This window comes from Paenibacillus sp. EB106-04-04-XG159 (assembly GCF_058791835.1).
Map to the genome: position 1 here is coordinate 1 of NZ_JBYTDY010000032.1, position 25,413 is coordinate 25,413.

A 25,413-nucleotide genomic window follows, 5' to 3' on the forward strand; every position below is an offset into this window, starting at 1 on the left:
CATCCTCACTCAACATTCGCTCGTTGTTCAGTTTTCAAAGAACAATTTGTAACTCGTAAGTTACTTTCTTTTCTTCATCACCGTTCAGCGGCGACTTAATTAATATATCACATTAACAATCATTAATGCAACATGTTTTTTTTACCAACCAATTCATCGTTATATCATAAATTGGCCGGAGACATAATGTATCATGATCAGACATCTACATCAAGAAGAAATATTATCCACACCCACTAGGAACGTGAATTTCATCTCTATTAAATGCCGCCTCTATCATTATGGGCTCACTGTTATATAATACAATGAACCATGATCAAACTTCAATGATCTTATTCATATTTTAACCTCGTATGCTGCGAATTCAATCTTTAATAGAGTATAAACTGTGAAATTCTATCTATATAATAAACACCACCATACGGCAACGTTTCTCCCAATAGATAGGATCATCCGTCATCTGTTATCTCGCATACACCCTCCAATTTTGATCACATGCCGCACGAATGATCTTATGTTTATTTACATATTCCACGACCAACTCCGCGATATCCTCCGTTATCTCACGAACGATCGGCCTCCCTCTATACATCTCATAGTCGCCTCCGCCGCCCGCACGATAGCTGCTCATCACCACATCATACACATCATCATCCTCCAGAGGCTTGCCTTCACGATTAAGCATCACTACACGCTGTCCTACTGGCAGCGAAGCATTCAGTTCATACTCGATGCCTGCCCACATGTCATAGTTATAATGCTGAGCTTTCGGTCGAAGAAATGCGGGATTCACCGCTATATGTCCCATTTCATCCAGTTCAAAATAAGAAGCCGACTGCTCAAGCGCCGCCCGAATATCGCGCCCCGTCAATCGCAGCACTTTCAACGTGTTGGGATATATAAAGTTCATCAACACATCCCGAATCGTGATATCAGAGTGGAATCCAGGAGAGTGCTCGCTCAAGAGCGCGGCGTTAGAAAGCTGAGCTCCAGTCGCCTCCATCTGCACTTGATGAACAAATGCTAGAAACGGGTGCGCCGCAATTCGGCATTCATGTGCACTCTTAACCGTCAAGTCCCCTTCTACCTTCCCAATCGGCTGATCCAGCCAATGCTGCGTTTCGATCTCGATCTGCTGTACGAGCCGCATGACCGATACGTCCGCTTCTGTCTTTTCCTCCGGATAGATAAGCTGTGGCTGCTTCGCAATTACCTTCCAGCCATCGGCTGTCCTTGCCAAGTCAATTGCAATCTTCCCGATCGCTTGACCGTTACATCCCGGCTGAACTATAGATACACCATTTACTTCACCGGCAAGCAGCCGATGCTGATGACCCGTGATCAAAACGTCGATGCCCTCTACCTCCGCACATATTGCGTAACCTTGATTCTCGCCAGTCAGCTTCTCAACAGCATGACCCGTTTCCATATCGCGTTCGAAGCCGCCATGATAGGCGACCACCATCAGATCAGGCGCTTCCACGCTGCGAATGTGCGCAACCCAAGCTTTCGCAGCTTCAAGCGCATCCTTAAAGGTTAGTCCCTCAATATGCTCAGCAGCTTCCCAATTCGGGATGTAATGCGTAGTTAATCCTAGAATCGCAACCTTGACTTGTCCTTGAACCCATTTCACGATATAAGGTTGTCCTAGAAACGGAGCACCTGTTCCTTCATGTAAAATGCTTGCTGACAGCCACGGAGACTTCGAATCACGCACCGCCTTCCCGAGCAACGGTAAGCCGTAGTTGAATTCATGGTTGCCTATCACCATAGCGTCGTAATCCAGCTCATTAAGCGCCGATATTACGGGCAGCGTCTCATCACTATGATGATTAACCGCATAGGTAGCAAGCGGCGTGCCTTGAATCAGATCGCCGTTGTCGATCAGCAGCAGTTCAGAATCAAGAGCCCGCTCCCGCTTAATTAGCGAAGCCAGCTTAGCTAATCCAAGAGGGCGCTCCGCATCTGAACGATAGTCAGTCGGGAATATATGGCCGTGAATATCGCTCGTCGCTAGAATCGTGCAGCTCATCATGTGCTCATTAACCATCGGACAATTCTCCTTCGCATAACTTTCAAATATATAAACATATTATCACTTTTATTAGTAATAACTTGAAATATTACATTTTTTACAATTCTTTATTCTAGACTTAATGACCCGATAATAAATCTTTAATACAGTAGACAAGTGGCAATTATTAGAAGTTAATGGAGGGATTCTGGTTGAAAAAGTTCCGTGCATTGATGCTTCCCCTAATGATATCGATGCTAGTATTCAGCGCTTGCAGCAGCGGGGGGTCATCCGCTAAAGGCTATGTTCCTGAAACACTTAATGTTCAGTTCGTTCCATCTCAGACGGCAGATACGTTGGAAGCAAAAGCAAAGCCTCTAGAAAAATTGCTCGGAGACAAACTCGGCATTCCGGTTAAGGTCAGTATCTCTACAGAATACAATACGATCATAGAGGCGCTGGCCTCCAAGAAAGTTGATGTCGGATTCTTGCCTCCGACTGCCTATGTATTAGCGAAAGAGAAGAACGCAGCTAACGTTATCCTTCAGGCACAGCGTTTTGGCGTCGAAGATGCAACAGGTGCTCCGACTAAGGAATTGGTTGACTTCTATAAAGCTATGATCATCGTAAAGAAAGACTCTCCTATTCAATCAATAAAGGACCTGAAAGGCAAGAAGATCGCCTACCAGAACGTAACTTCCTCAGCTGGCTTCGTATGGCCTGCAGGCAAACTGCTCGACGAGGGGCTCGATCCTCTCAAAGACGTTCAGCCAGTTACTGTAAAAGGTCATGATCAGGCGGTTATATCCGTCTTGAACGGCGATGTCGATGCGGCAGCCATATTCCAGGATGCACGCAACGTCGTGAAGAAGGACTATCCAACTGTATTCGAAGATACGCGTGTACTTACCTACACAGAGAAGATCCCTAACGATACTGTCGTTGCCCGCTCCGATATGGATCCAGCTTGGGTAGAGAAGATTCAGCAAGCCTTTATCGATATCGGCAAAGATGAAGCAGGCCATGCCATCATTAAAGATATCTACACCCACGAAGGATACGTGAAATCGGAAGACAAGATCTTCGATATCGTACGGGACTATGGCAAAAAAGTAAAAACAGAATAGACCTTCCACAAGTGTAAACGTGATCAGCCAGTACGAGCGGACAGCGCATTCGTACTGGCTATCCTTATCTTTACGATACCTTATAAAGGACTGATCTGCGCATGATCGAAATACGCAACGTATCTAAGGTATATCCTAATGAAACGAAGGGTCTTCAAAATGTTAATCTGACGATTGAGAAAGGTGAATTCGTCGCGATTGTGGGCTTGTCGGGCGCGGGCAAATCAACCTTGCTCCGATCGATTAACCGACTTCATGACATTACAGAGGGCGAGATTCTAATAGACGGTGCCTCTATTACGAGTGCAAAAGGCAAGCAGCTGCGCATTATCCGACGCGGTATCGGCATGATCTTTCAGAACTTCAATCTCGTGAAGCGATCCTCCGTGCTGCGCAACGTGATGGCCGGGCGAGTAGGCTACCACTCCAGCTTGCGTACGATATTGAACCTATTTCCTAAAGAAGACATCAACATTTCTTTCGAAGCGCTGGATCGAGTTAATATCGTCGAGAAGGCATATATTCGCTCCGACCAGCTCTCGGGCGGCCAGCAGCAGCGTGTCGCTATCGCGCGCGTACTGGCGCAGGAAGCGAAGATCATCCTGGCTGATGAGCCTGTCGCTTCACTTGACCCGCTGACAACCAAGCAAGTCATGGATGACCTGAAGCGTATCAACGCGGAGCTCGATATTACGACGATTGTCAACCTGCACTCCATACCCTTAGCAAGGCAATATGCGACCCGTATTATCGGCCTGCGAGCAGGCGAAGTCGTGTTCGACGGCCCGGTATCAGAAGCGACGGATGAGCGATTTGCGCAAATATATGGGCGGGCATTTCAGATCGAAGAAGCGGCAGAGGAGCTAACGCTATGAGCGGACATTCGGAAGTACAACGTCCAAAGGCGCCTAGCAAGCTCAAGCATTACTTCACCGCCGCCTTCATTCTCATTCTGCTCTGGGCAAGCGCCATACAGACAGAGTCCACACTTGTCGAGCTTATTACCGGTATACCGAACATGCTTGATCTTCTGATTGAGATGTTCCCGCCAAAATGGAGCTATTTCGACAATATTGTCGGGGCCATGCTCGATACGATTCGAATGGCGTTGGTCGGAACGACGTTCGGAGCTATTCTAGCGATTCCAGTCGCGTTGTTGTCTGCCAGCAATATCACCAAGTCTGGCTGGCTCTTCTATCCGGTTCGCTTCGTGCTGAACTTGATTCGCACGATTCCCGATCTGCTGCTCGCCGCCATATTAGTCGCCATATTCGGTATTGGACCGCTGCCCGGCATATTCGCGCTTACGATCTTCTCGCTCGGACTCGTCGCCAAGCTAACCTACGAATCGCTCGAGACAATCGACCAAGGTCCACTCGAAGCCTTGACCGCCGTTGGAGCAAACTCCATACAGAAGATCATATTCGGCGTTATTCCCCAGATCACCGCACACTTTATCTCCTACACGCTCTATACATTCGAGATCAATGTGCGTGCAGCAGCAGTATTAGGTCTGGTCGGTGCAGGAGGTATTGGCCATTATTATGAGGTTACTCTAGGATTCTTGGAATACGATAAGACTACCGTCATCATTCTGTTTACACTCGTTATTGTTCTGTTGATCGACTATATTAGCATGAAGCTGCGGGAGAAGTTAATATGACGAAATCATGGAGCACGATAGTCCCGAAACCGCAAAAGTCCAAATATCGCTGGCTCATCTATCTAACCCTGCTGCTCGTATACATATGGGCCTTCTCTGGAGTTCCATTGGTTGGCTTCAAGGACACCGCCTTGCAGATCTCTCAATCCATATTCTCCGGCATCTTATCTCCGGATTGGGACTATGTGTACCTGCCCGACGGTGAGGACCTGCTGCGCGGACTCCTTGATACGCTTGCGATCTCAGTGCTGGGCACATTTGTATCCACCATCATCTGTATTCCGTTTGCCTTTTGGGCAGCCATGAACATGAGCCGTTCAAAAATCGTGTCCGCATCAGGCAAGATGGTGCTCGGCTTTATCCGAACGTTCCCCGAGATCGTGATGGCGCTTCTGTTTATTGTGGCCGTTGGACCTGGCTCCTTCGCCGGAGTGCTGGCACTCGGACTGCACTCGATCGGGATGCTTGGCAAGCTGTTTGCCGATGAGCTGGAGAACATGGATCTAGGGCCAACTGAAGCCCTCATCGCCTCCGGCGCAAGCCGCATGCAGGTGCTCTGGTTTGCCGTCCTTCCGCAGGTGCTGCCAGGCTTCCTTTCTTATACACTGTATCGCTTCGAGATCAATGTTCGCTCTGCCACTATTCTCGGCATCATCGGCGCAGGCGGAATCGGAACACCGCTCATCTTTGCGATCAGCACAAGGCATTGGGATCGCGTCGGCATCATCCTGCTGGGCATTATCATTATGATTACCGCCATTGATCTATTATCGGGCGCTATCCGCAAAAAGCTCGTATAACAACCAAAGGGACTGTCCTAAATGTCATGAATCCTGTGAATCGTGACCTAGGACAGTCCCTTTTAGTTTATTTCTTTACTTTAACAGTAATAATTGCACTAGAAGTTACACCCGCTGCATTGATGAGCTCACAGCGATATTGATAGACACCAGGCGCTCTGCCTGCGATGTCAGTAACAACTTGCTGTGCATTCGGGGAGACGGCTGTCAGCTGCTTCGAGTCGATCAGCTGATCATTTTCATACAAGCGGTATTCCGTCCCGTTCGTGCCCCACCACATATTCATCGTAATCTTGTATTGTCCGTCACCATCCCAATTATCCTGCGATAATACCGGCTTGCCTGGAGCGGCGTCTGTGATCGTCACCTTTAAGGGGCTGCAAGCAGTCGTTCCGAAGACATTGGTCAATTCACAAGTATAAGTATATGTTCCGTTGGCCTTGCCCTTTATGTCTACCTGCGCGGTCTGCGCGCTTGGAGAGGCATCGACAAGCGATTGTGTGCTGATCAGCACGCCATTCTCGTACAGCTTGAACTCAGAGCCGTTATTTCCCCACCACATATTCATCGTAACGGTATAATTGCCGTCGCGCAGTCCTGTAGCATGGCCGCTGTTGCTGGACAACACTGGCTTGCCCGGCACCCCTGTAGCATTCGGCTTCACAGGTGCTGCCTTCACTTTGAAGGTATAGCTGTTTGACGCTTGATTGCCTGCCTGATCCGTTACCGCATACTGGATCACATGATCTCCCAGTCCGAGCGACGCCGCTTGGAAGATCTGTCCGCTGCTGATAGTCTGACCATCCAGCTGCATCAGCTCAGTTGCGACACCAGACAGATCATCAGAACTGCTGAGGTTGAAGCTAAGTGTCGCAGTCTCTTCGACATCCGCAACGGCCTGCCCCGATTGAGTAAGGATAGCCGATGGTACTGTCTTATCCAGCTTCACCTGCAAGGACTGGAACGCCTCGGTGTTATTAGCAGCATCTGTTGAGTAATACTGCACGGTTGTTACACCTTCAGCTTCAATAACAACCGGACCGCTGTATACGATCGGCTGCCCGTCATTAAGCGAATAATAGGTCGTGACAGCGGTTGACTCTGGATCCACCGCCGTGAGATTAAAGCTCACGTCCTGCTTGAACCATCCGCTCTCATTCGGTTCCGCCGATAACGCAATCGTCGTAGTCGGTGCCGTTGTATCCGCTTGGGCCGTGAAGTCGCTTAAGCCTCTTGGCTTCAATTGATAAACGCCCTTGAATATAGCCGCTATCCCCTTAACACTCACAGTCTGCCCTTCCTGATAAGGGAAGTTTGCAAGCGATAAACCGGTCCTAACGTCCACGCGAACATGATTGCTTACACTGCCCTTCACCGCATCAAATTCAAATGAGCCTGCCGGATTCGCAGTAATGATATTGCGAATCGTCACGTCGTTCAGCTCAATCAGTCGACCTTGATTGTCAGCGTTGACAGACTCTGCAGCTGCTGGTGAAGGCAGCTCGGCTGTAACTATCTTCTCGATCGCGACTGGATCAGCCAGCTCGAGCTCCGTATTAAAGAGCGCTAGCGGCGCCGTAATCTTAATCTTATCGCCTTGATGGAAGCCACTTAGGCTCTGGAAGACGTATATTCCGCCTGTCTCATCTTGTATGTAGAACGCTTGACCTCCGAATGCGCCCGGTTCTGTCGTAATGACGCCTTCCACAGTCACGACCGTTCCTTCCGCTTTCGATCGAGCGTCCCCGATCGTGATCTTGCTTGGGATCGGATTCTCCTCATCCGGGAGCGGTTCGGCAGGAACGTTGGCTATCGTGACACTCTTCGTGTACAAGTTATTGCCATTTTGCCGCAACCGCAGGTTAGCTGCGCCATTCGTACCCGACTTGATACGGACGGTTAGATCCTTGATGGCGCGTCCCTTGCTGTTCGAGGTCATGCTGAAGTTCGCGCTGTATCCCGGCGTTGTCGGCCATGTACCGTCATCCTTCTGAATCATCGCCACTTGCGTGCCGCCTGTCAGATAGATTCCTACCGAATAACCGGTTAACGTCGTGTTAGGCGGCAGATTGTCGATGGCCACACGTATTTGGAAGTCTTGTGCATTCGGCAGCTGCGTTTGATGCACAAAGCTGTAAGATGGGTTCGCATTCACGACTGAGCTGCCGTAGGAGCCTGCTTTGAATGTTGACGAATCCCACCATTTATAGCCCGCTGCCGGTGCAGCCCAAGGTTCAGCTTGCGGCTCTGTTGAAGCTTCCGGCGCTTCGAACGGCAGCTGGGCCGTCGGCTGATCCAGCTGAAGTCCCGCCACTTGATTCAGGCCCGTATAGCTCTCTTTGGTGGACAGCCAATTGACCATATTTACGAGCAGCACGCCGTCATTTTGCTCCTTGAAGCCGTCATAGGTCGTCTTCTTGGCGCCTGTTTCTTCACGCAGATACTTAGGAGTAGCATCCTCTACCGGCGAGGAATCACCGATAAATGCCGCCTTGCCTGCGCCTACCTTCGCAATAGCTGCATAAGGGCCTTCAGCTATGCCGCCTCCGTTATATACTCCTTGGTCAACCGCATTCGGCCACGCTTCATTTGTTTTTGGAAGATAGACGATTCCCTTTGCTTTGTTCGGATCAACGATCGCTAGAGTTGATCCGGCATGCATCGCTACTGTAGATACGCCCTCCGTGATGCCAAGCGCTTGAGTTGGCGACACGATCTGATTCGCCGTTATATCGCCTAACGCATTATAACGGAAGCGAACGCCGAACTTGGTGCCCAGCCAGTCTGAGCTAACCACATCCTGCATTGCCACGGAGCTCTTCTCTTCCGCACTCATCCCTTTAGTTGGATCTGTCCAAGCACCGCGGCGATAGCCGTTAATCGATTCCGAGCCATCCCAACGGTTCTTGTTACGGTCAGCATTATAGTGATCGCCGATAAAGAAGATACTGCCGCCTGCTAGTACATATTGCTCCATCGCTGCCTGCTCACTCTGTTTAAATGGAATATTCGGTTCTGATACGACGAACACATCATAGCTCTTCAAGTCATCATAGGTGAATGGACCTGCCTTGCGCAGTTCCTTAACATAATAACCGTCATTAGCCAGCGCATGTCCAAAATCAGAAAAGCCGCCGTCAATAACCCAATCTGCCGCACCTGCTGTCTGCCCGTGCGTATTGTCAAACAGTACCTTTTTGCCCGCATTTTCATTGACTACCTTCGCTTCAATGAATGGTGCCGGATCAGCGGGGCCTTCCGCATGGATCGTGTCCATCCCGCTCGATAAGCCCATTTGCAGTGGCAGCGCTAACGAAAGCACCATGAGCAGCTTCAACCAAGAAGCTTTGAATCTAGCAAGCATCACCATTGCTTACCTCCTATGCAGATGATATTGAAATTCACCCATATTCTAACATATAGATGGAGTGCAAGAATGATATGGTTTTGTAAATAAATAGGTGATTTTGACTTTGCCGCAGGCTCTTGCAGGCCCCATCTATTTCAAATAAACTAAGGTATACCAGATTGAAAGATCATCTTCACGGCGCAATCCATTACATATTCAAGAAATGGAGGAATCTCGATGAGCAGTATGAGCGGTAAAATTGTACTGATTACGGGAGCTAATTCTGGAATGGGGTTAGCGACAACGATAGAGCTGGCTAAGAAAGGCGCACACGTCGTGATGGTCTGCCGCAGCAAAAGCCGCGGTGAAGAGGCATTGCAGCGAGCAATAGCGGAGAGCCGCAGCGCGGAGATCCGTCTGATGACATGTGACCTCGCATCGTTCAAGAGCATTCGTCAATTCGCCTCAGCATTTCGTGAACAATACAATCGTCTGGACGTCCTGATCAACAACGCTGGTGTAGTCGCCATCAAACGTGAATTAACCGCCGATGGTTATGAATCGCAGATTGGAGTGAACCATCTGGGTCACTTTTTGCTTACCAGCTTGCTGCTTGACCATTTGATCAACGCACCGCAAGGCAGGATCGTGAATGTGTCCTCAGGAGCGCATAAGGTAGGCAACATTCATTTTGATAATATAAATTTGAAGAAGCGTTATAACCCAGCCAAAGGCTATGCCCAATCCAAACTGGCTAACATACTGTTTACTCAAGAGCTTGCTGGCAGATTGCAGCATACCTCCGTGACGGTTAATTCCGTCCATCCAGGAGCAGTCGCAACCAATATCGGTGTCAATCGCGATACGGGCTTTGGCAAGACCGTACATAAGCTGTTAAAGCCATTCTTTCGAACTCCGCTTCAAGGCGCTCAGTCTGCTATATATTTGGCGTCTAGTCCCGAAGTGTCGCAGGAGACCGGCGGTTATTACGTAAATTGCAAACGTGCTAAAGTATCCTCCCGAGCTCAAAATGCCGCGCTGGCAGCGCGCCTATGGAAATGGAGCGAAGAACAGGTTCAGAAACACCTATTTGCATAGAATAATTCCGCCTGAAACGCAAAAAGGTTGTCCTTCTGCAGACTTTCGCAAAAGGGCAACCCTGTACTCTGCCATATTATTCAGCATACTGCTTCAATAGGTCGAGAATTATCGCTTCGTCAATTTGATAGCCAAGCGGAGATGCTGCATCGGTCTTACCATAATCGTAGGGATTGATCGCCTTTACCGCTTGACCGTCCTCAACAGCTACCAGTGTCGGGTACCATTTCAATTCTGGAAAATGATGATCAGCAGCCAGCTTAGCATAAAACATCGCATTTTTCTCTAGGTACATATTTAAGCGAATGGTTTCATAGCCTTTGTCCTCTTCATATTGATCCAGGTAAGGCATCAATTTATGACAGTGCGGGCAGGTATCGCCGTAGAGCAGCAAGACAAAGCTCTCTTTACGTTTCAACTTATCTTCTATAGATTCGATCGCGCTCATATCGATGTCATCATTAAACTTGTTCAACCACGCATGCTCATTCAAATATTGCTGCAATTGCTCCTCATCATGCCGTACTTCAGCAGGGATTGGTTCTTGGCCGAAACGAACACTCTTCATTACATTGTCGTTATATACGATCTTGACTATCGGCAGATTAGCCGCTTCATGATCACCATCGGTTTCGTTGTAGAGCGGTATCGCAATTCTCGCCTTTCGCTGAAGCTCAAGCAGCCTTAGCAGCTCATCCTTATTCAATTCCTGCCGTTCGGCCAATGAAACCATAATTCGCTGCAATTCAGCTAGATCCTGAGGATGCAGTTCGGGAGATTTGATGATGTTGAGCGCAAACCGGTAATCCATCATGACTTCATTTCTAGCCGCATCTGCCTCTGAACTAGTCTGTTCCGAATTAACGCGTACACGCTTCAAGCCTGCTTCTAGTTCCCGAATCTCCTTATATGTCTGAATCTCCTCTTCATGATCAGTCACATACTTCGAAATACTTGCTTGGTCCTCTGCTTCATCAAGATTTAAGAGAACAACGTTCGTATTGCCCTGGATAGCCGCTTGAAGAACAGCCTTATGCAATTGTTCATCATGCGTTTGATTGTTATAGATCAGCAATATCCCATTGTGCATGTCCCCAAGCTCGATTTCTTGTGCAGATGGAGAACGACCGCATCCGACGGTTAGCACCATAAGCGTGAACATCAGACATAAACATATCTTCTTCATGGATATCCTCCCCTGGAGTAGCTGCAGCTGGCTGTAACCATGAACTGAAGCTCTAAGATGCACCTGAACCTTCCCAACAGCAAACATGGAGAGGCTGTCTCCGCAGTCAGTATCGACCAAAGAGATAGCCCCTGTGAAAAAATGTTTATATCCGTTCAGCTCATAGCTATAGCTGCATGTTGATGCATTCCGATACAATCTATGAGCTCTTGAAGTCCACTAAGACACCAATCGTCTTCTCAGGAGCCGAAGCTAATAAAGCGTAAGCTTCCGAAGCTCGATCAATCGGAAATTCAGACGAGATAAGCGGCTCGATCTGCACCAGATCGCGTTCCAGCAAGCGAATAAACTCGGCAACGTTGCGTCCTTCCGTCCAACGAACATATCCGATAGGATAATCATGGCCGTTCACCTCATATTGGCGATCGTAACGACCAGGCCCTCCAGCGCGGGAGATCAGCACCTCCGCTTCCTTGCTGAACATCGCTTCCCGATCGAATTCCGGCTTAATATCGCCAACGATGATGATCTTGCCGCGATCCCGCAGCCAGCCAAAGGCAGAATCGATCAAACCCGGAGCATGGCCTCCTGCACATATGATGACAGTATCCGCTCCTTCCTTGCCTATCGCCGCCTCTAGCTCATTCGTTGAGCAATAAACCTGTTCGATACCTAGCTCCTTCAATTTATCACAGCGCTCAGGCAACAGATCAATACCCAGCGTATGATAAGCAGCTGCGTTAGCAATCTGGCAGATGATATTACCTAATATGCCAAGCCCCACCACAACTACCTTCTCGCCGAATTGCATGCGAGACTGACGAAGCGCGTGAATCGCTATGGCCCCAAGCCCGACGAAGGCAGCTTCACGCAGGTCCACATGATCAGGGATCGGCGTTATGAGATGCTTAGGGACAACCAGGTATTCTGCATGCTTGACAAATGGCGCTCCATAGCATGCCACTCGTTGCCCGACATGAACATGGCTTACTCCCGCTCCAACCTCTTTTACAATGCCAGCCGCGCTATAGCCTAACGCAATGGGCTCGGCACCTGCACTTTTCTGAAGTGTCATCTCGGTGCCCGCACTAATGGCGGAATACACCGTTTCGACCAGCACATGCTGCTCTTTCAGTATCGGCTCAGCCGCGTCTATGGTTTGCGCATTTCCCTCTACTGCCACTAATGTCTTCAAGACGCGATCCCCTTCCTATTGGCTAAACTAGGATTTAATACCCGACATGGCAATACCTTCAGTAAAGTATCTTTGGAAGAATATGAAGATTAAGAAGGTTGGGATGAACGATAAAGCAGCTCCTGCCATCTCAATACCGAAGTTTCCTTCTTTCGTCAAGGTTGATGCAAGACCGACCGTAATCGGGAACATCTTCTCTGATGTCATAAAGATAAGCGGTGTAAAGAGATCGTTCCAGCCGGATATAAAGGCAAAGGTTCCGATTGTTGCAACTGCAGGCATAGCAAGCGGCAGCATAATTTGGAAGAAGATCCTAAAGTCATTCGCGCCGTCAATATAGGCTGCTTCCTCCAGTTCCTTCGGTATCGTCATCATAAACTGACGGATAAGGAATACTCCCATAATCGCCCACAACTCAGGTACAATGATAGCGGCATATGTGTTAATCCAGCCAAATTCACTAAACATGATATATTTTGGAATGATAAGCAGTTGACTTGGTACCATGACAACAGCCATCATCATCCAGAACAAAAACTCACTGCCTGGAAATTTCTTTTTACCAAAGATATATCCCAAGACAGAGCACAATATAATCTGCGATAGGACAGGTATTGTGGTCATAATCAATGAGTTTTTAATCCATGTTGTAAAGGAACTTCTCCCAATAATTCGCTCATAGTTATATAGCGTAGGCTCGGTCGGGATCCAGAACAGTGGATCTGCCAACGCGACCTCTACCTTCTGGAATGACCCTAATATCATCATTGCAAATGGAAAGAAGAGAACGATACCAAATGCAATGAGTAATGCATAAAGAAAAATACGTTTCGGCACGGAGAGTTTCAATGTTCCTCCTCCTTTCTAGGTGGCTCTAATAGGTAACCTCTTTGTTGAGGTATTTTCTCTGTATCAGGGAAATCACTAATATAATGAAGAATAATGCATATGCCAACACGCTGGCATAACCGAATCGCAATCCTGTAAAGCCCTGCTCATACAGATAGTACACAATCGTGCTTGTCGCATAGTTTGGTCCGCCGTTCGTAATCAAGAAGGCAGAGTCAAATACTTGGAATGCGCCGATCGTTGTCATAATTCCCACATAGAAATGGATCGGAAGAAGAAGTGGGAAAGTTACCTTCCAGAACGTTGTCCAGGTTGATGCTCCATCGATCTTAGCAGCTTCATACAGATGTGATGGAATGGATCTGAGGCCTGCATAGTAGTAGACCATCGTATTTCCGCACACTTTAAAGATACTTAAACCGGCCATTAACGGCAGCGCTTGCTTGGAGTTCGAGAAGAACAGCTGCGTATCTACTCCAAAGAAACTAAGAAAGTAGTTAATGACTCCGTATTCAGTCCCTTTAAACATCCAAGACCAGATTCCAGATATAATAACGAACGATGTAACTACCGGTAGGAAATAGAGCCCTTTAAAGAACCCTGCTCCCTTGACACCGGAATTGACTAATAATGCAAGTCCTAATCCAAGAGCCATGGTAGGGATAATATAGTAAACGGAAAACATAAACGTATTCCAGATTGACTTCCACGCCAGCTTATCGGTTAAGAAATATTGCCAGTTATCTAAACCTATGAACTCAGGAGTTCCAATGAGAGGCCAGTCCATAAAGGTTAATACAAAACTGAATGCAAGCGGAAATAGCTGAAACACGACAAAGTGAATCAAGATCGGAATAAGGAATACATAAATGAAAGCATTGCGTTTAAATTCATTAAAAATACGAGAGCTGAGCCTGTTGGAACGATTAGTAGCAGCTGAAAGTTGCAGACTCGAGTTATTCAGAATAATCACCTACGATTCAGTTAGTATCGCAATAAGAAGGATTCATCGCTATGGTTATAGCGATGAATCCTGTACCTTATTACGTTGCAGTAAGTAAGCTCAGTTACTTCTTCATTTCATCCGTAATGGCATTCGCAGCATCGTCCGCGGCAGCCTGCGGCGTCTTCGTGCCTTCAAGCATAGCAGAGATCTCAGCTTGAATTCTTGGCATAATGGTACGAGCTACCGGGCTTGTAACACCAGGCTTTGTATACTCAGTAATTTCAACAAACTTCTTCATCTCTTCATTGCCGTCATAGATACCTGTTGCAGATTTACGAGTTGGAATATAGTTCGTCAGCTTGTTAAATTCCTGCTGGCCTTGTGTTGATGTGATTTCCTTAACAAACTCGATTGCTGCTTCTTTGTTCTTACTGTTAGATGGTACTGTAAACAATCCGACGGTACCGAAGCTGGACAGCTCTTTACCCTTCAGCGGTGTGCCGATCACATAATTCTGGTTCTGCTCCTTCAACACGTTAATGGAGTAGCCAGAGCCCCAGATCGCCATCATCTTGCCTGCCAAGTATTCAGGGAATTGATCCGCATTGGAAATGGAATCTTTCGGAATCCAGTTCTTGTCATACATATCTTTAATCATCTGGAATGTCGCAACACCTTCGGCATTGTTCAAGATAACGTTGCCGTCTTTATCCAACACATCTCCGCCTTGCTGCCAGAGGATCGGATACAAGGTCGCGTTACAGCAAGCATTACCGCCGCCAAAGTCGCGGGCATAATATCCTTTTGCAGCAGCTTTCTCTGCCCATACGTTAAACTCTTCCCATGTCGTAGGCAGCTTGTTAGGATCTTCACCGATCTCTTTAATGATATCTGTGTTGTAGATCAATGTTTGTGATTCTTGCAGAACTGGCAGTGCATACTGTTCACCATTGTATTGACCAGCTGACAATGCTCCCGCTGTGAAATCCTGCATATCAGCGTCATCGAGATATTTGCCGAAAGGCTCAAGTACTCCTTTGCTCGCGAATTGAGGAATCTGGTCAGAGATCTGATAGAATACATCCGGACCATTACTAGCTGCCAGTGCAGTTAATATCTTTTGTTCCCGGTTTGCCCAAGGAATCTCTTCCATATTAACCTTCACATCAGGATACTTCTTATTGTAGGATGCAATAATTCCGTCCCAAACTTGATTCATCTGATCTTTCTTATCTTCACTTACATATGGATGTACCCAGACTGTGATTTCACCTGAAAGCTTCTTGTCCTTTGAGCCTTCATCCGTAGTGCCCTTCGAATCTGTTGCAGCAGGAGGCTGTGACTCCGACTTTGGTGCATCACCAGAGCCGCCGCAAGCGGAAAGCAGGGTACTGAATACTAACATTAAGGAAACCAATAACATACTAGACTTCTTTGCCATTGCAAGACCATCCCTTTCGTCTCTCATAGTTTGATGTATGAATTACATTTGGTAAAACCATTATTAATTCATGAGCTTAAGTCCAACAAGCGCCATGTCGGTAACATCGATACGCTGATCTCCGTTTAAGTCCATATGGCGATTACTGCTTGTAAGCTCAAGTCCAACCTGCTTCGCAATCAGCATCAAGTCGAGCAGATCGACCTTGTTATCTCCGTTAATATCCTCTGGAAGACGTTTTACTCCGATAGATACCGCTGCAGTTCGATCCTCATTAAGCTTATGAATCTGTCCTGTTACATCCCCATCGATTGCAATCGTTTCGGACTCCTTCTTCAGCGTAAATACGGATTCTCCCGCTTCCACTATCGGCTGAAGCAGTATCTCTGCTGCCTGAACATTACCGTTGATGCTGCTCTCCTTCAATTGTGATGCCACGATTGTAACGACGCCCGCTTCATCCTCCCAAGTCAGGAAACCGTCACTCCACCCGGCTGATGCTTTCACATCAACTACCTTCCATTTCTCCGGATCGTAGAGCATTTTTGCTTTGAAGGCATATAGATTGGATCCTTGTTCAATATGAAGCCCCACGGATATGACCTCGTCTTTACTTGCGGAAGCAGGCGCTGTGATATTCAGTTTACCTGCGTGTTCATACTCCACATCCGATATCGGAATCATCATCAGATTACCCATGTTGCTCGCATCGGCGTAATATATATTTTCATTGCCATTTGCATCTTCCGCGAGCGTCATAAACTTCACTTCGATGCTGTCCTCCACTAGACGAACATGCTCCATCGTCTTAGGGTTAATGACCGTTATACGGTCAGCAAGATCGAAATACAAGAGTCCGTCCTTGCCCCAATGTGGATGATATGGGCGCCACATGCCGTAGTTGTTGATGTCAGGGTAAATATTCTTATAGTCAATAACCTCATAGCTTTTCGGATCTAGCTTGAACACGATGCCGTTGACTCCGCCCCATACGTTGCCGTCTGGTCCGATGGACAAGCCGCTAATCATCGGCGGATTGCTGAGTCCTGGGATGTCCAGGGTGAACTCCGTTACCTTCTCTTTCTTGTTCACGTCCCACACGAACATCTTGGCGGATCCTTCCGTCGGCGTTATTCCTAGTCCGCCATGCACAGTCGTTGATCCGTATATCAATCCATCCTTGTATGCTAGACCGACAATACTTTGATTCTGTACGATATTGCGGAATACCTCGTGTTTTCCTGTCGCAGGATCATAGATCGTAAGCGCTCCGCCCTGCTGCCCATAATCCGGGATCGTGCCGATCATCAGCTTATCTTCCATCACCTTCATAATATAAGGGCGATCCTGCAGCTCTCCGATCTGAAATACCTTTGCTGCCTGCGGCGTTGGAAGCGTCGTATCGGCCTTATACACATTACCGCCTGGATAGGTACCGAAGTACATATCATCTCCGTAGGCGATCATGCCTTCGGCTTGCTCCAACGTGAAGGTTGTGTTCTGCAACGTACGTGGATCAAACTTGGCACCCAAGCCGCCCGGATAACCAGACATATAGAGATTGCCGTCAGGGCCTTTTTCAATGTTGTGAATTGGATTCGGCTGTCCTACCAGCACAGATGGATAATCCGTGCGCGTCTCGTTTGCTAGATTGAAGAAACTAAGCTCACCATTGGATTTCATCGTGACGAAGGATGGTCCTCCTGCACTTGAATCCTTCGGCTCGACCCATCCCGCTCCTCTAAATGAAGAGCCAAACTTTATATTCGTCATTCTGACTTCGAAGGTTTCCAGATCCACCTCAGTGACAGCGCCATTAGCTGGTATATAGAGCTTATTATTGTGCGTCACCAATTGGTTGAAGGAAAACACTCCTGCGCCTGTAACACCGTTAATCGTCTTGCCAATCTTATGCGGCAACCATTGCTTCGCTTCCAGATCATAGAACAGCAGTGTCATCAGCGGATCGCCGAACTTTACGACGAGCAAATCATCGACAACAGCCATGTCATAGGCGAATGGCACATCTTTAGCCGCAACGCCAAGGATGCCTGCAACATCTTGTGAAATGACTTGCTTATCTCCGGTATTCACGTCCAGCCGAACAACATCACCCTTAGTCCCAATTCCCGCATAGACATAGCCTTTATAATAGGCAATAGAGCGAACGTACTCCTGTCCAGCTATCATGCTGCCATAATCGCGAAATTGCTTGGTCACGGTATCATACTTAAATACTTTGCCGTTCTGGAACGTTCCGCCGTATACATTTCCCTTCTCATCCGTCGTCAATGTCCAGATCGACTTTTCTCCTTTAATAGGTTCACCAAGATTCTGAACCGTCTTGGATACAGGCGAGTAGCTCCATAGGTCTCCCTTAGTTTGTGAGCTAGTCGTGATCCCTGCAATATATACGGTTCCGTCAGGCGCAATCACATGTCTCCAGCTCTGCTGCGTACCGGTCAGTGGAAATGAACGAAGCAGCTTGTTATTCTTAATATCCACGACATTAAATATAGCCGTATCCGCGTTGGCGGTCGTATACGCTACATCGATCCCATCTTCTTTACCGATGACCGCATCACTTATGGATACTCTGGATATAGGAACACCCATATCGATTGGCTGTCCATATGCTCTTCCCTGAAAGAGAACAGACTCCTCACTCGCCGCTCCGGCTGGTGTAGCGAACGATAACGCCACTGAAGAGATTAAACAGAACGCGAGCGATAAGATCATCCATTTCTTCAACTTCTTATGCATCATATTCCTCCTCAAAAAGGTTGTCCTGACTTCAATCACTCTTGGCATGAACATCAGTTTTTCATAACTTTGAGGGCTACCAGGCCGACATCAGTGATATCAAGCTTGCCGTCGCCATTGAGATCATAATGCTGAATGGAACTATCAAGCGCTCGATCAACGTTCTTGCTGATCAACACCAGATCGACTAGATTGACCACACCGTCGCGGTTCAAATCTCCCTCATCCTGCATGATGCTAACGCGGGCTTTGATATCACTTGTCAATCTGATAAGATCTGCATCTGTTGCCGCTTTGGAAGAAGCAATTGTCGAGCCGCTATGAATAGTGAGCGTTGTATTGCCGCTATTGCCCAACACCTTGAACGTCACCTTCACGACGGCTTTATTGCCGCTTACCGAATTATCCTGTAGTTGAGAAGCTACAATTTTTAACTTCCCTCCTTGGTCCTTCCAATTCAGGAAGCCTTCGTGTCCATTCAGGAAGTCAGGATCCAGCTCTACCTGGCTTACTTCTAATGCAGCTGGATCGTAGCCTAGTGTCAAATCGGCAGCATACAGATCTTTAGCTTGATCAACAGCCAGCTTTACGGTCAAGGACTGTCCATGAACAGCATAAGGCGGAGCTTGCAAAGCTAGAGACATGCCTTCCTGTTGATAGGTCACTTTAAAGTCATCGTAATAGGCTACTGCTGTGAAAAAATTGCTTAATGAAGGGAATACCGCCGCATACTTGGCCCCTGCAGGAGCAACACCCTTTACTTCTGCTTTGAACCATTCTCCCTTTGGATTTCTATAATGAAACAGCGACTCTCCTACTTGTTTATCATTTTCATCATAGAAGCGAAGCAATAACGTTGCTGCAACCGTCGGTTCTTCCAGATACATCATGGCTGAAGCTGTGTATTCAACCCCTGGTGTTACAGGCAGCGGATCGCTTTGAAGAATAGCTCCTTGTGTAGTAGATGTGTCTGTAAACTTCACACTGTGCGTCCCTGAATAGGCGCGCTCTGTGGTCACTTCATAATACGATTTCTCATAAGGCTCCCACCAAGGCTTCCAGCCCGGTATGACGGTGCCCACCAGATCTTCTTCAAATCCAGCATTTCGAACATCGAGCTCTACCGTTTGCATAACTCCCCCAGCTGCATTTACCGTTGAAGCCCCAACAGTCGTGAACACCATCGTCATCATGAGCATAATAGCAAGGACCAACATTGAGCTTTGCTGCAACTTTTTCAATAGACTTCCCCCTTAACTTTGATCAAGTCAACGCAACATGTATAGGCCTGGATCATCCAGCTTAAGCTCAAACATCTCTTTCGTCTGCTTGGCTTCACGAACATAGCGCCATTCAGAGGTTTTTTCATTCCACTTATAAACTCCCAGCTTATGATTCGACCCTTTATGCGATGATGCATCACCTAGAATCCATTGCACGATGAGAGACATATCATGCTGCTTCAGCAATTTGACTTGACTAGGTGTAAGCTTCAGTGTCTTCATGGCATCCGAGCCATCTTGGGTAAGCTGTAAACGGAATTTCTTATCCGTAGAAAGCTTGAGATCATTCTTCTTAGCCAGCTTGATGAGTTCAGTTATCGAGTCCAGCGCCGTCTTCAAGGATTCATCAACCATCATCTTAGCTGGAACGGATGCATCCTCTGTCAGCGTGATACTCTCTTGAAGCTGTTGCAGCAGCTGTTGACCTAGATCCTTCCATTGCGCAAGCTCATCTTTAGAAAAACCTTTCATTCCCTTGGAAAGCTGCTTGATCACGATGTCATAGGCTTCCTTCGTATTGCGCTCCTCCAGCAGCTCCTTCGCTTGTTCCAGCAAGGCTTCAGCTTCTGAAGTTGGATCATTCGGCTTATTGGATTTATTGATCTTGATCGTTAAGTCGCCTTGTTTCGTCATCGCGATCTCTTTCAGATCCTTCAGCCCAGCTTCATTGATATAAGTCTCGCTTGAAACTGCCTTAGACTCTTCTAAAGTCACTTTTGCATCGCCAGCTTCTATCGCTGTAAAGCGAAGCTCTGCAACCTTAAGGTTTGGATGACTCGACTTGTCAGACAACTGCTGTCTTAGCATCGGCAGCAATATTGTCCCCTTCGCTTCGTCAACCTTCTTGCCGCCGAAGTCGCTGTACCCTCCTTGCAGTTTGACTTCGTCCAGCTTTAGCTTAGAAGAGTCATACTTTACTCGGAATTGAAGGCCATACAAGTCGGTTACATTCTGAACAACAACCTTAACCTTCACCTTTTTGCCTTTCACTGCAGCCTTCGTCTCCGTCTGTAGGCTAATGCTGCCAGCAGCAGCCTCCGTTCGCTCAGCGGCGAATGCACCTAGCGGGACAACTGTCGTCAGAATCAGACAAAGCACCATCACTGGTATTGCGAATCGCATCCGTTTCATTCGAGATATCCCCTCTCCTTATCCGTAACGTAAAGTACTTACCCTTCCATCATGGTCATCGCAACTAGTCCTACATCTGCTATGTTTATCGTCCCATCTCCATTGATATCCAGATAAGCCGTCGCTTCCGTTATCGGAGAACCTACATGCTGGGCCACCATCACGACATCCAGCAGGTTGACCTTGCCATCGCCGTTCACATCTGGGCTGACTTCTGATCCAGAACTTCGAACAGGTATCATTTTCAATCGAGTTCCTTCGGTGTAATAGATATGACCATCGTCACCTAGAGTCATATATCCTGTGTTAGGACCGAAGTATACGACCTCCATCGTATTCACATTTAACACCGTAATCTTGCTGTTTAGATCGGTATACAGCAGCCCATCATTACCCCACCGTAAATGAACAGGCTTCCACATCCCATAGTTTTGCACATCTGGATACACGGCCTTTTCCTTCACCACAGTTAATGTTTCAGGATCTACCGCAAACAGGATACCATCCGCTGCCGCCCAGAGCAGTCCATCAGGACCAAAAGTCAATCCGCTGATCATTGTAGGTGCTTTTCTAGCTGAGCTAAGATTCGGTGTTACCTCCAATAGCTTCGTACCGCTTGCTAGATCCCAGACAAACATCTTGGCTTCCGTCGCTGACGGATCAATTCCAAGTCCGCCATGGATTGAGGTTGAACCGTACACCTTGCCGTCACGGTAAGCCAGACCGACGATGCTCTGGTCTTGAACAACATCCCGATATACCGAGTACGTAACCGAAGTTACTGTCGCAGGTTGTTCATATGTAACGGTGGTGACAGACATATGATCATAAATAACCAACGCTCCACCAAGCTCACCATATTCTGGGACAGTACCGAAAAATACTTTTCCATCTCCCGTAGTAGTTACATAAGGTCGATCTTGACCTTCCCCGATACTAAACTTGTACACGGGATTACTGTCCTTCACTAGCGGCTTATTAGGATCCAATTCATAGATCCGAGCCTTGGGATAGATTCCGACATACAGCTTATCTCCGAATACCCCCATACTCTCCGCTTGATCCATGTAAAATAGCTCACGTGCCTTCGTCGTCGGATTATAGCGAGCACCGTTTGCGCTAGGATAGGCACTCATGTACAAGTTTCCATCAGGCCCCTTCTCCAAGGTGTGCAGCGGAGCGGATTGACCTTCGACAATCGGGTACAGCTCCTCGCGTACGCCTTGATCAGGCTGCATCATTGTGACAATGCCATTGAATTGAATACTAGCCAGCTTCTTGCCCTGAGCGTCGGATCCTACCCAACCGGCATCTTTCATCGACATGGTCTGCTTGATTCCAGTGTCAGCAATCTCATGAGTCGTCAGATCGAAAGATACAAGCTTTTGATTCTGCAGAAAATAAACTTTGTTGTTCATCTCCGGCGATACTTGCACCCCATTAAATCCTTCAATGACCACATCAAGCCATTGCCCCTTTACGAGGTCGTACACGATCAGCTTGTTAATGGAACCACCTGATAAGTGAGTGAACAAGTAATCTCCAGCCACATCGAGATTATAAACAAATGGATAATCAGTGACTCCCGGCAGTTCCTTCAACGGCACCTCCGTCTTGCTGCCATTGTTGGGATCGATCTTGATCAAGTGTCCAGTTGAGCCTGTTCCCGCGTATATATAACCGTCATAATAAGCAAGAGATCGAACGTACTTCTGCCCCTCAACTGCGCTGCCGAAATTAGTAAACTGCTTAAGCACTGGGTCGTATTTAAACACCTTTCCTCCTGGATAAGTGCCTCCGTACACATTGCCTTTTTCATCAATGGTCATCGACCAGATTTGCTCTTTCTCTGGAATAGGCATTCCCAGCTCTTCAAGGACTCCAGTAGCCGAATCATAGCGATATAGGTAGTTAGAGGTTGAACCGATGTATACGTTTCCATACGAGTCCGCTTCATGTACCCAGACTTGCTCGCTGCCGGCTAACGGTAATGATTTTACAATTTCATATGTGTTTAGGTTGATCACATTGAACATCGCTGGCTTACCACTCACAGTGGTATATAAGTAATCCTTGCCATCAACCTGATTGTATGCGCTGTCAAAAATGCTAATCTGCTGAATTGGAGAACCAAGATCCACTGGCTGACCGAATGTCGGAGAAGCTGTGCCAGCTTCCACTTTCCCTGTGTTTGCCAGAAAAATGGATAATGGCATTATTAATGTCAGACACCAAACGATCGGTTTTCGAATCATACGATTGATAATGACCACTCCTTCATCTCATTAAAGTGTGATGGTAGATCATCCCTTTAATCAATGCCAATTCTGTAGAATACATCTGGTACTTAATGATGTCTAATATTGTCTTTTTTAGGATACAACCTCCTTTTACCGTTTGTTTTGTAGTATACATTTGGTATATATATTTGGTTATTATATTAGTGACTTTCCTAACATCTGTCAATGCTTCCTCATATACGGACAGATTATAGACTCTCGAATCGTTGCTTATATTTCACATCATTCACATAATAAAAAAGAACCTTTGCACCTACTCTTGTAGTAGGTGCAAAGGTTCTTATCGTTGCGAGCGCTTACTATTCTTTTACCCTCAGACTGCTATGTTTAAATGTCACACAGAATTAGACAACAGCTGTTCAAGTCGAGCGCATACCGAGCTTTCATCCTCCATACCTGACCAATAAAGCCTCATTTCATTGCGAAATAACGCCATTTCTCTGGTCTTCATCTGGAGCTCTGTAAAGAAGCGGAAGGTGGGAACAATTTCACGATACATATAAAACCGGCTTGGCCGAGCAAACTTCACATCCTCTTGCCCAGTCCATTCAGCAGCCTTCTTGTCGCTTGGTATGCTAAGCGTTTGTTTACGGATCAGAAGTTGGGACTTATAAGAGGTCATATAGTCTACAAATGTATTGGCTGCATGCTTTACTTTGGATCTCCGATTTACGAATAACCCAATGGTGAGAAGTAGTGTCTTGGAGTCGTGTAGATAAGGGACAGGCGCCACATCAAACGAAAAATCCATATTGCGAATATGATTCAAGCCAAAATAGGATGATAAAATCATCGAGATCTTACCTTGTTGAAACAGATATAAGGTGTCCTCATCCTTTTCCGACAGCAAGTTTGGAAATATACCTTTTTGCGATGCTAGATCACGACATACGCCCATGCTCGCCATTAATTTTGTATCGCAAAGATGAACTTGTCCATTCTCGTCACGCTTCATGTTCATTCCGCTCTGCAGCAGGAATAACGGCCATCTATTGTCTGATATCAGATGAAAAAAGAAGCCGTATCTGCCCTGATCATCCGTTAATTGTGCTGCAACCTCCATCAGGTCCTTCCACTGCCAGCTGCTATCTGGTTCAGCAACATTTTTCTCTACGAAGTGATCGCGATTATAACAAAGCACAACTGGGGAGAAAATGAGCGGTCGAGCAAGAATTAGATCATCATGTTGAAATGCATTGGCAATAAAGGAATAAAGGTCTGGCTTGGAAGCCAGCGGCTCCATGACTCCGCTCTCCTCTTCATCGATAAAGGACTGGAAGTGATTATTATTGATGGATACGACATCGAGCAGATCTTGATTCAGATACTCTGACACCGTATCGTAATAATCATCATATGGTACTGGCACCATCTCTACCCGAATATGCGGATACTCCTTGTGAAACTCAGCCAATAATCGGATTAAGGCGGCTTCTTCCAATAGGCTCTTATAATATCCAAATCGAATGGTAACCAAGCCTTCCTCTACAGGTTTCGACACTTGATTACCTACTCGCGGCACTTTATGGATTAAATTTTCAGCTACCAGTATATCCAGCCCTTTGCGAACCGAGTTTTTACTTAGCTGAAATTGTTCGCCTAACGACACCTCCGAAGGTAAATATTCGCCCACTTCTCTCTTGCCAGTAACGATATCTTCCCGCAGGGTTGCAACCATGTCGTCCAATCTCTTTCTGAATGTGACACGGCTTGGTTTACTTTCCATCAGCTAACCTCCTTCAACCAAAACTGCTTTTCTAGTATATATCTAGTATGTATCTATAATAAGCGATTCCTAAAAAAAATCAAATCTTAAAAATTGGACATCTTTTAAGCTAATCATTCATTTCTCAGGCTTGTCCTATTATCTAGCTTTTAAACATAAAAGGTTATGGCTAATCCTTTGCTGACAAGTGTTAGATCATGAAGTAGATATTGAAGGAGGTTTAGCAATTAATCTTGTGATTCATAATCTTGTAGTTATAGTTCTGAAGGGCTTCTATGGTTGCGAATGAGGCTATCGAAGATGTAGTGATATTCTGTAGAAATGATTAGATCCATTTTCTCATAATCCTGTCGATTCGTGAAGCTATTGACACATCAAATATATGAAATTCAGTACGCAAATAAGGTATCCACCTGTCGAAAACTGACTGTAGATACCTTAGATATAAACATATGCGTTTGTTTAATAAACTGGTGAGCCATGAAGGACTCGAACCTTCGACACCCTGATTAAAAGTCAGGTGCTCTACCAACTGAGCTAAT

17 protein-coding genes are annotated in these 25,413 nt (G+C 46.8%); 5 read left to right on the forward strand and 12 right to left on the reverse strand.

Going from position 1 to position 25,413, the window contains the following annotated elements; all coding sequences use genetic code 11:
* Nucleotides 1-463: 463 nt before the first annotated feature.
* Nucleotides 464-2,050: a bifunctional metallophosphatase/5'-nucleotidase gene (locus tag AC3WTP_RS22875; RefSeq protein ID WP_492396930.1), complete on the reverse strand. Its 1,587-nt coding sequence runs from the start codon at nucleotides 2,048-2,050 to the stop codon at nucleotides 464-466.
* A 161-nt stretch (nucleotides 2,051-2,211) separates the two neighbouring features.
* Between AC3WTP_RS22875 and AC3WTP_RS22880 the strand changes: the two genes are divergently transcribed.
* The 4 genes from AC3WTP_RS22880 to phnE (AC3WTP_RS22895) all read left to right on the forward strand — a co-directional run bounded on the left by AC3WTP_RS22880 (nucleotide 2,212) and on the right by phnE (AC3WTP_RS22895) (nucleotide 5,604).
* On the forward strand, nucleotides 2,212-3,141 hold the full coding sequence (locus tag AC3WTP_RS22880; RefSeq protein WP_492396931.1) for a phosphate/phosphite/phosphonate ABC transporter substrate-binding protein: 930 nt from the start codon (nucleotides 2,212-2,214) through the stop codon (nucleotides 3,139-3,141).
* Nucleotides 3,142-3,242: 101 nt separating this feature from the next.
* On the forward strand, nucleotides 3,243-4,016 hold the full coding sequence (gene phnC / locus AC3WTP_RS22885; RefSeq protein WP_492396932.1) for a phosphonate ABC transporter ATP-binding protein: 774 nt from the start codon (nucleotides 3,243-3,245) through the stop codon (nucleotides 4,014-4,016).
* Entirely contained in the window at nucleotides 4,013-4,804 is a 792-nt protein-coding gene (gene phnE / locus AC3WTP_RS22890) for a phosphonate ABC transporter, permease protein PhnE (RefSeq protein WP_492396933.1), read from the forward strand. Before phnC ends, phnE (AC3WTP_RS22890) begins: the two co-directional genes overlap by 4 nt.
* Nucleotides 4,801-5,604, forward strand: a complete 804-nt coding sequence (gene phnE / locus AC3WTP_RS22895; protein ID WP_492396934.1) for a phosphonate ABC transporter, permease protein PhnE — start codon at nucleotides 4,801-4,803, stop codon at nucleotides 5,602-5,604. Before phnE (AC3WTP_RS22890) ends, phnE (AC3WTP_RS22895) begins: the two co-directional genes overlap by 4 nt.
* A gap of 67 nt (nucleotides 5,605-5,671) precedes the next feature.
* On the opposite strand, the gene AC3WTP_RS22900 is transcribed toward phnE (AC3WTP_RS22895), so the two are convergent.
* A complete protein-coding gene (locus tag AC3WTP_RS22900) occupies nucleotides 5,672-8,974 on the reverse strand; it encodes an OmpL47-type beta-barrel domain-containing protein (protein WP_492396935.1) in 3,303 nt (1,100 codons plus the stop codon).
* A 225-nt stretch (nucleotides 8,975-9,199) separates the two neighbouring features.
* Between AC3WTP_RS22900 and AC3WTP_RS22905 the strand changes: the two genes are divergently transcribed.
* Nucleotides 9,200-10,051 carry an SDR family oxidoreductase gene (locus AC3WTP_RS22905; protein ID WP_492396945.1) on the forward strand — a complete coding sequence of 284 codons (852 nt, stop codon included), beginning with the start codon at nucleotides 9,200-9,202 and terminating at the stop codon, nucleotides 10,049-10,051.
* 76 nt (nucleotides 10,052-10,127) lie between these two features.
* On the opposite strand, the gene AC3WTP_RS22910 is transcribed toward AC3WTP_RS22905, so the two are convergent.
* From AC3WTP_RS22910 to AC3WTP_RS22955, 10 genes are all read right to left on the reverse strand, one after another.
* Nucleotides 10,128-11,237: a hypothetical protein gene (locus AC3WTP_RS22910; RefSeq protein WP_492396936.1), complete on the reverse strand. Its 1,110-nt coding sequence runs from the start codon at nucleotides 11,235-11,237 to the stop codon at nucleotides 10,128-10,130.
* Nucleotides 11,238-11,436: 199 nt separating this feature from the next.
* A complete protein-coding gene (locus tag AC3WTP_RS22915; protein WP_492396937.1) occupies nucleotides 11,437-12,432 on the reverse strand; it encodes a zinc-dependent alcohol dehydrogenase in 996 nt (331 codons plus the stop codon).
* A gap of 27 nt (nucleotides 12,433-12,459) precedes the next feature.
* A complete protein-coding gene (locus tag AC3WTP_RS22920) occupies nucleotides 12,460-13,281 on the reverse strand; it encodes a carbohydrate ABC transporter permease (RefSeq protein ID WP_492396938.1) in 822 nt (273 codons plus the stop codon).
* 25 nt (nucleotides 13,282-13,306) lie between these two features.
* Nucleotides 13,307-14,182, reverse strand: a complete 876-nt coding sequence (locus AC3WTP_RS22925; protein WP_492396946.1) for a carbohydrate ABC transporter permease — start codon at nucleotides 14,180-14,182, stop codon at nucleotides 13,307-13,309.
* Nucleotides 14,183-14,348: 166 nt separating this feature from the next.
* On the reverse strand, nucleotides 14,349-15,668 hold the full coding sequence (locus AC3WTP_RS22930; protein ID WP_492396939.1) for a sugar ABC transporter substrate-binding protein: 1,320 nt from the start codon (nucleotides 15,666-15,668) through the stop codon (nucleotides 14,349-14,351).
* Between the two features lie 63 nt (nucleotides 15,669-15,731).
* Nucleotides 15,732-18,431 carry a dockerin type I domain-containing protein gene (locus AC3WTP_RS22935; RefSeq protein ID WP_492396940.1) on the reverse strand — a complete coding sequence of 900 codons (2,700 nt, stop codon included), beginning with the start codon at nucleotides 18,429-18,431 and terminating at the stop codon, nucleotides 15,732-15,734.
* Nucleotides 18,432-18,484: 53 nt separating this feature from the next.
* Nucleotides 18,485-19,672, reverse strand: coding sequence for a cohesin domain-containing protein (locus AC3WTP_RS22940; RefSeq protein ID WP_492396941.1), 1,188 nt, complete (start codon nucleotides 19,670-19,672; stop codon nucleotides 18,485-18,487).
* Between the two features lie 27 nt (nucleotides 19,673-19,699).
* Nucleotides 19,700-20,845 (reverse strand): cohesin domain-containing protein, encoded by a 1,146-nt coding sequence (locus tag AC3WTP_RS22945; protein WP_492396942.1) that lies wholly within the window; start codon nucleotides 20,843-20,845, stop codon nucleotides 19,700-19,702.
* A 38-nt stretch (nucleotides 20,846-20,883) separates the two neighbouring features.
* Entirely contained in the window at nucleotides 20,884-23,061 is a 2,178-nt protein-coding gene (locus tag AC3WTP_RS22950; RefSeq protein WP_492396943.1) for a dockerin type I domain-containing protein, read from the reverse strand.
* 418 nt (nucleotides 23,062-23,479) lie between these two features.
* Nucleotides 23,480-24,871: an ABC transporter substrate-binding protein gene (locus tag AC3WTP_RS22955; RefSeq protein WP_492396944.1), complete on the reverse strand. Its 1,392-nt coding sequence runs from the start codon at nucleotides 24,869-24,871 to the stop codon at nucleotides 23,480-23,482.
* Nucleotides 24,872-25,413 lie beyond the last annotated feature (542 nt).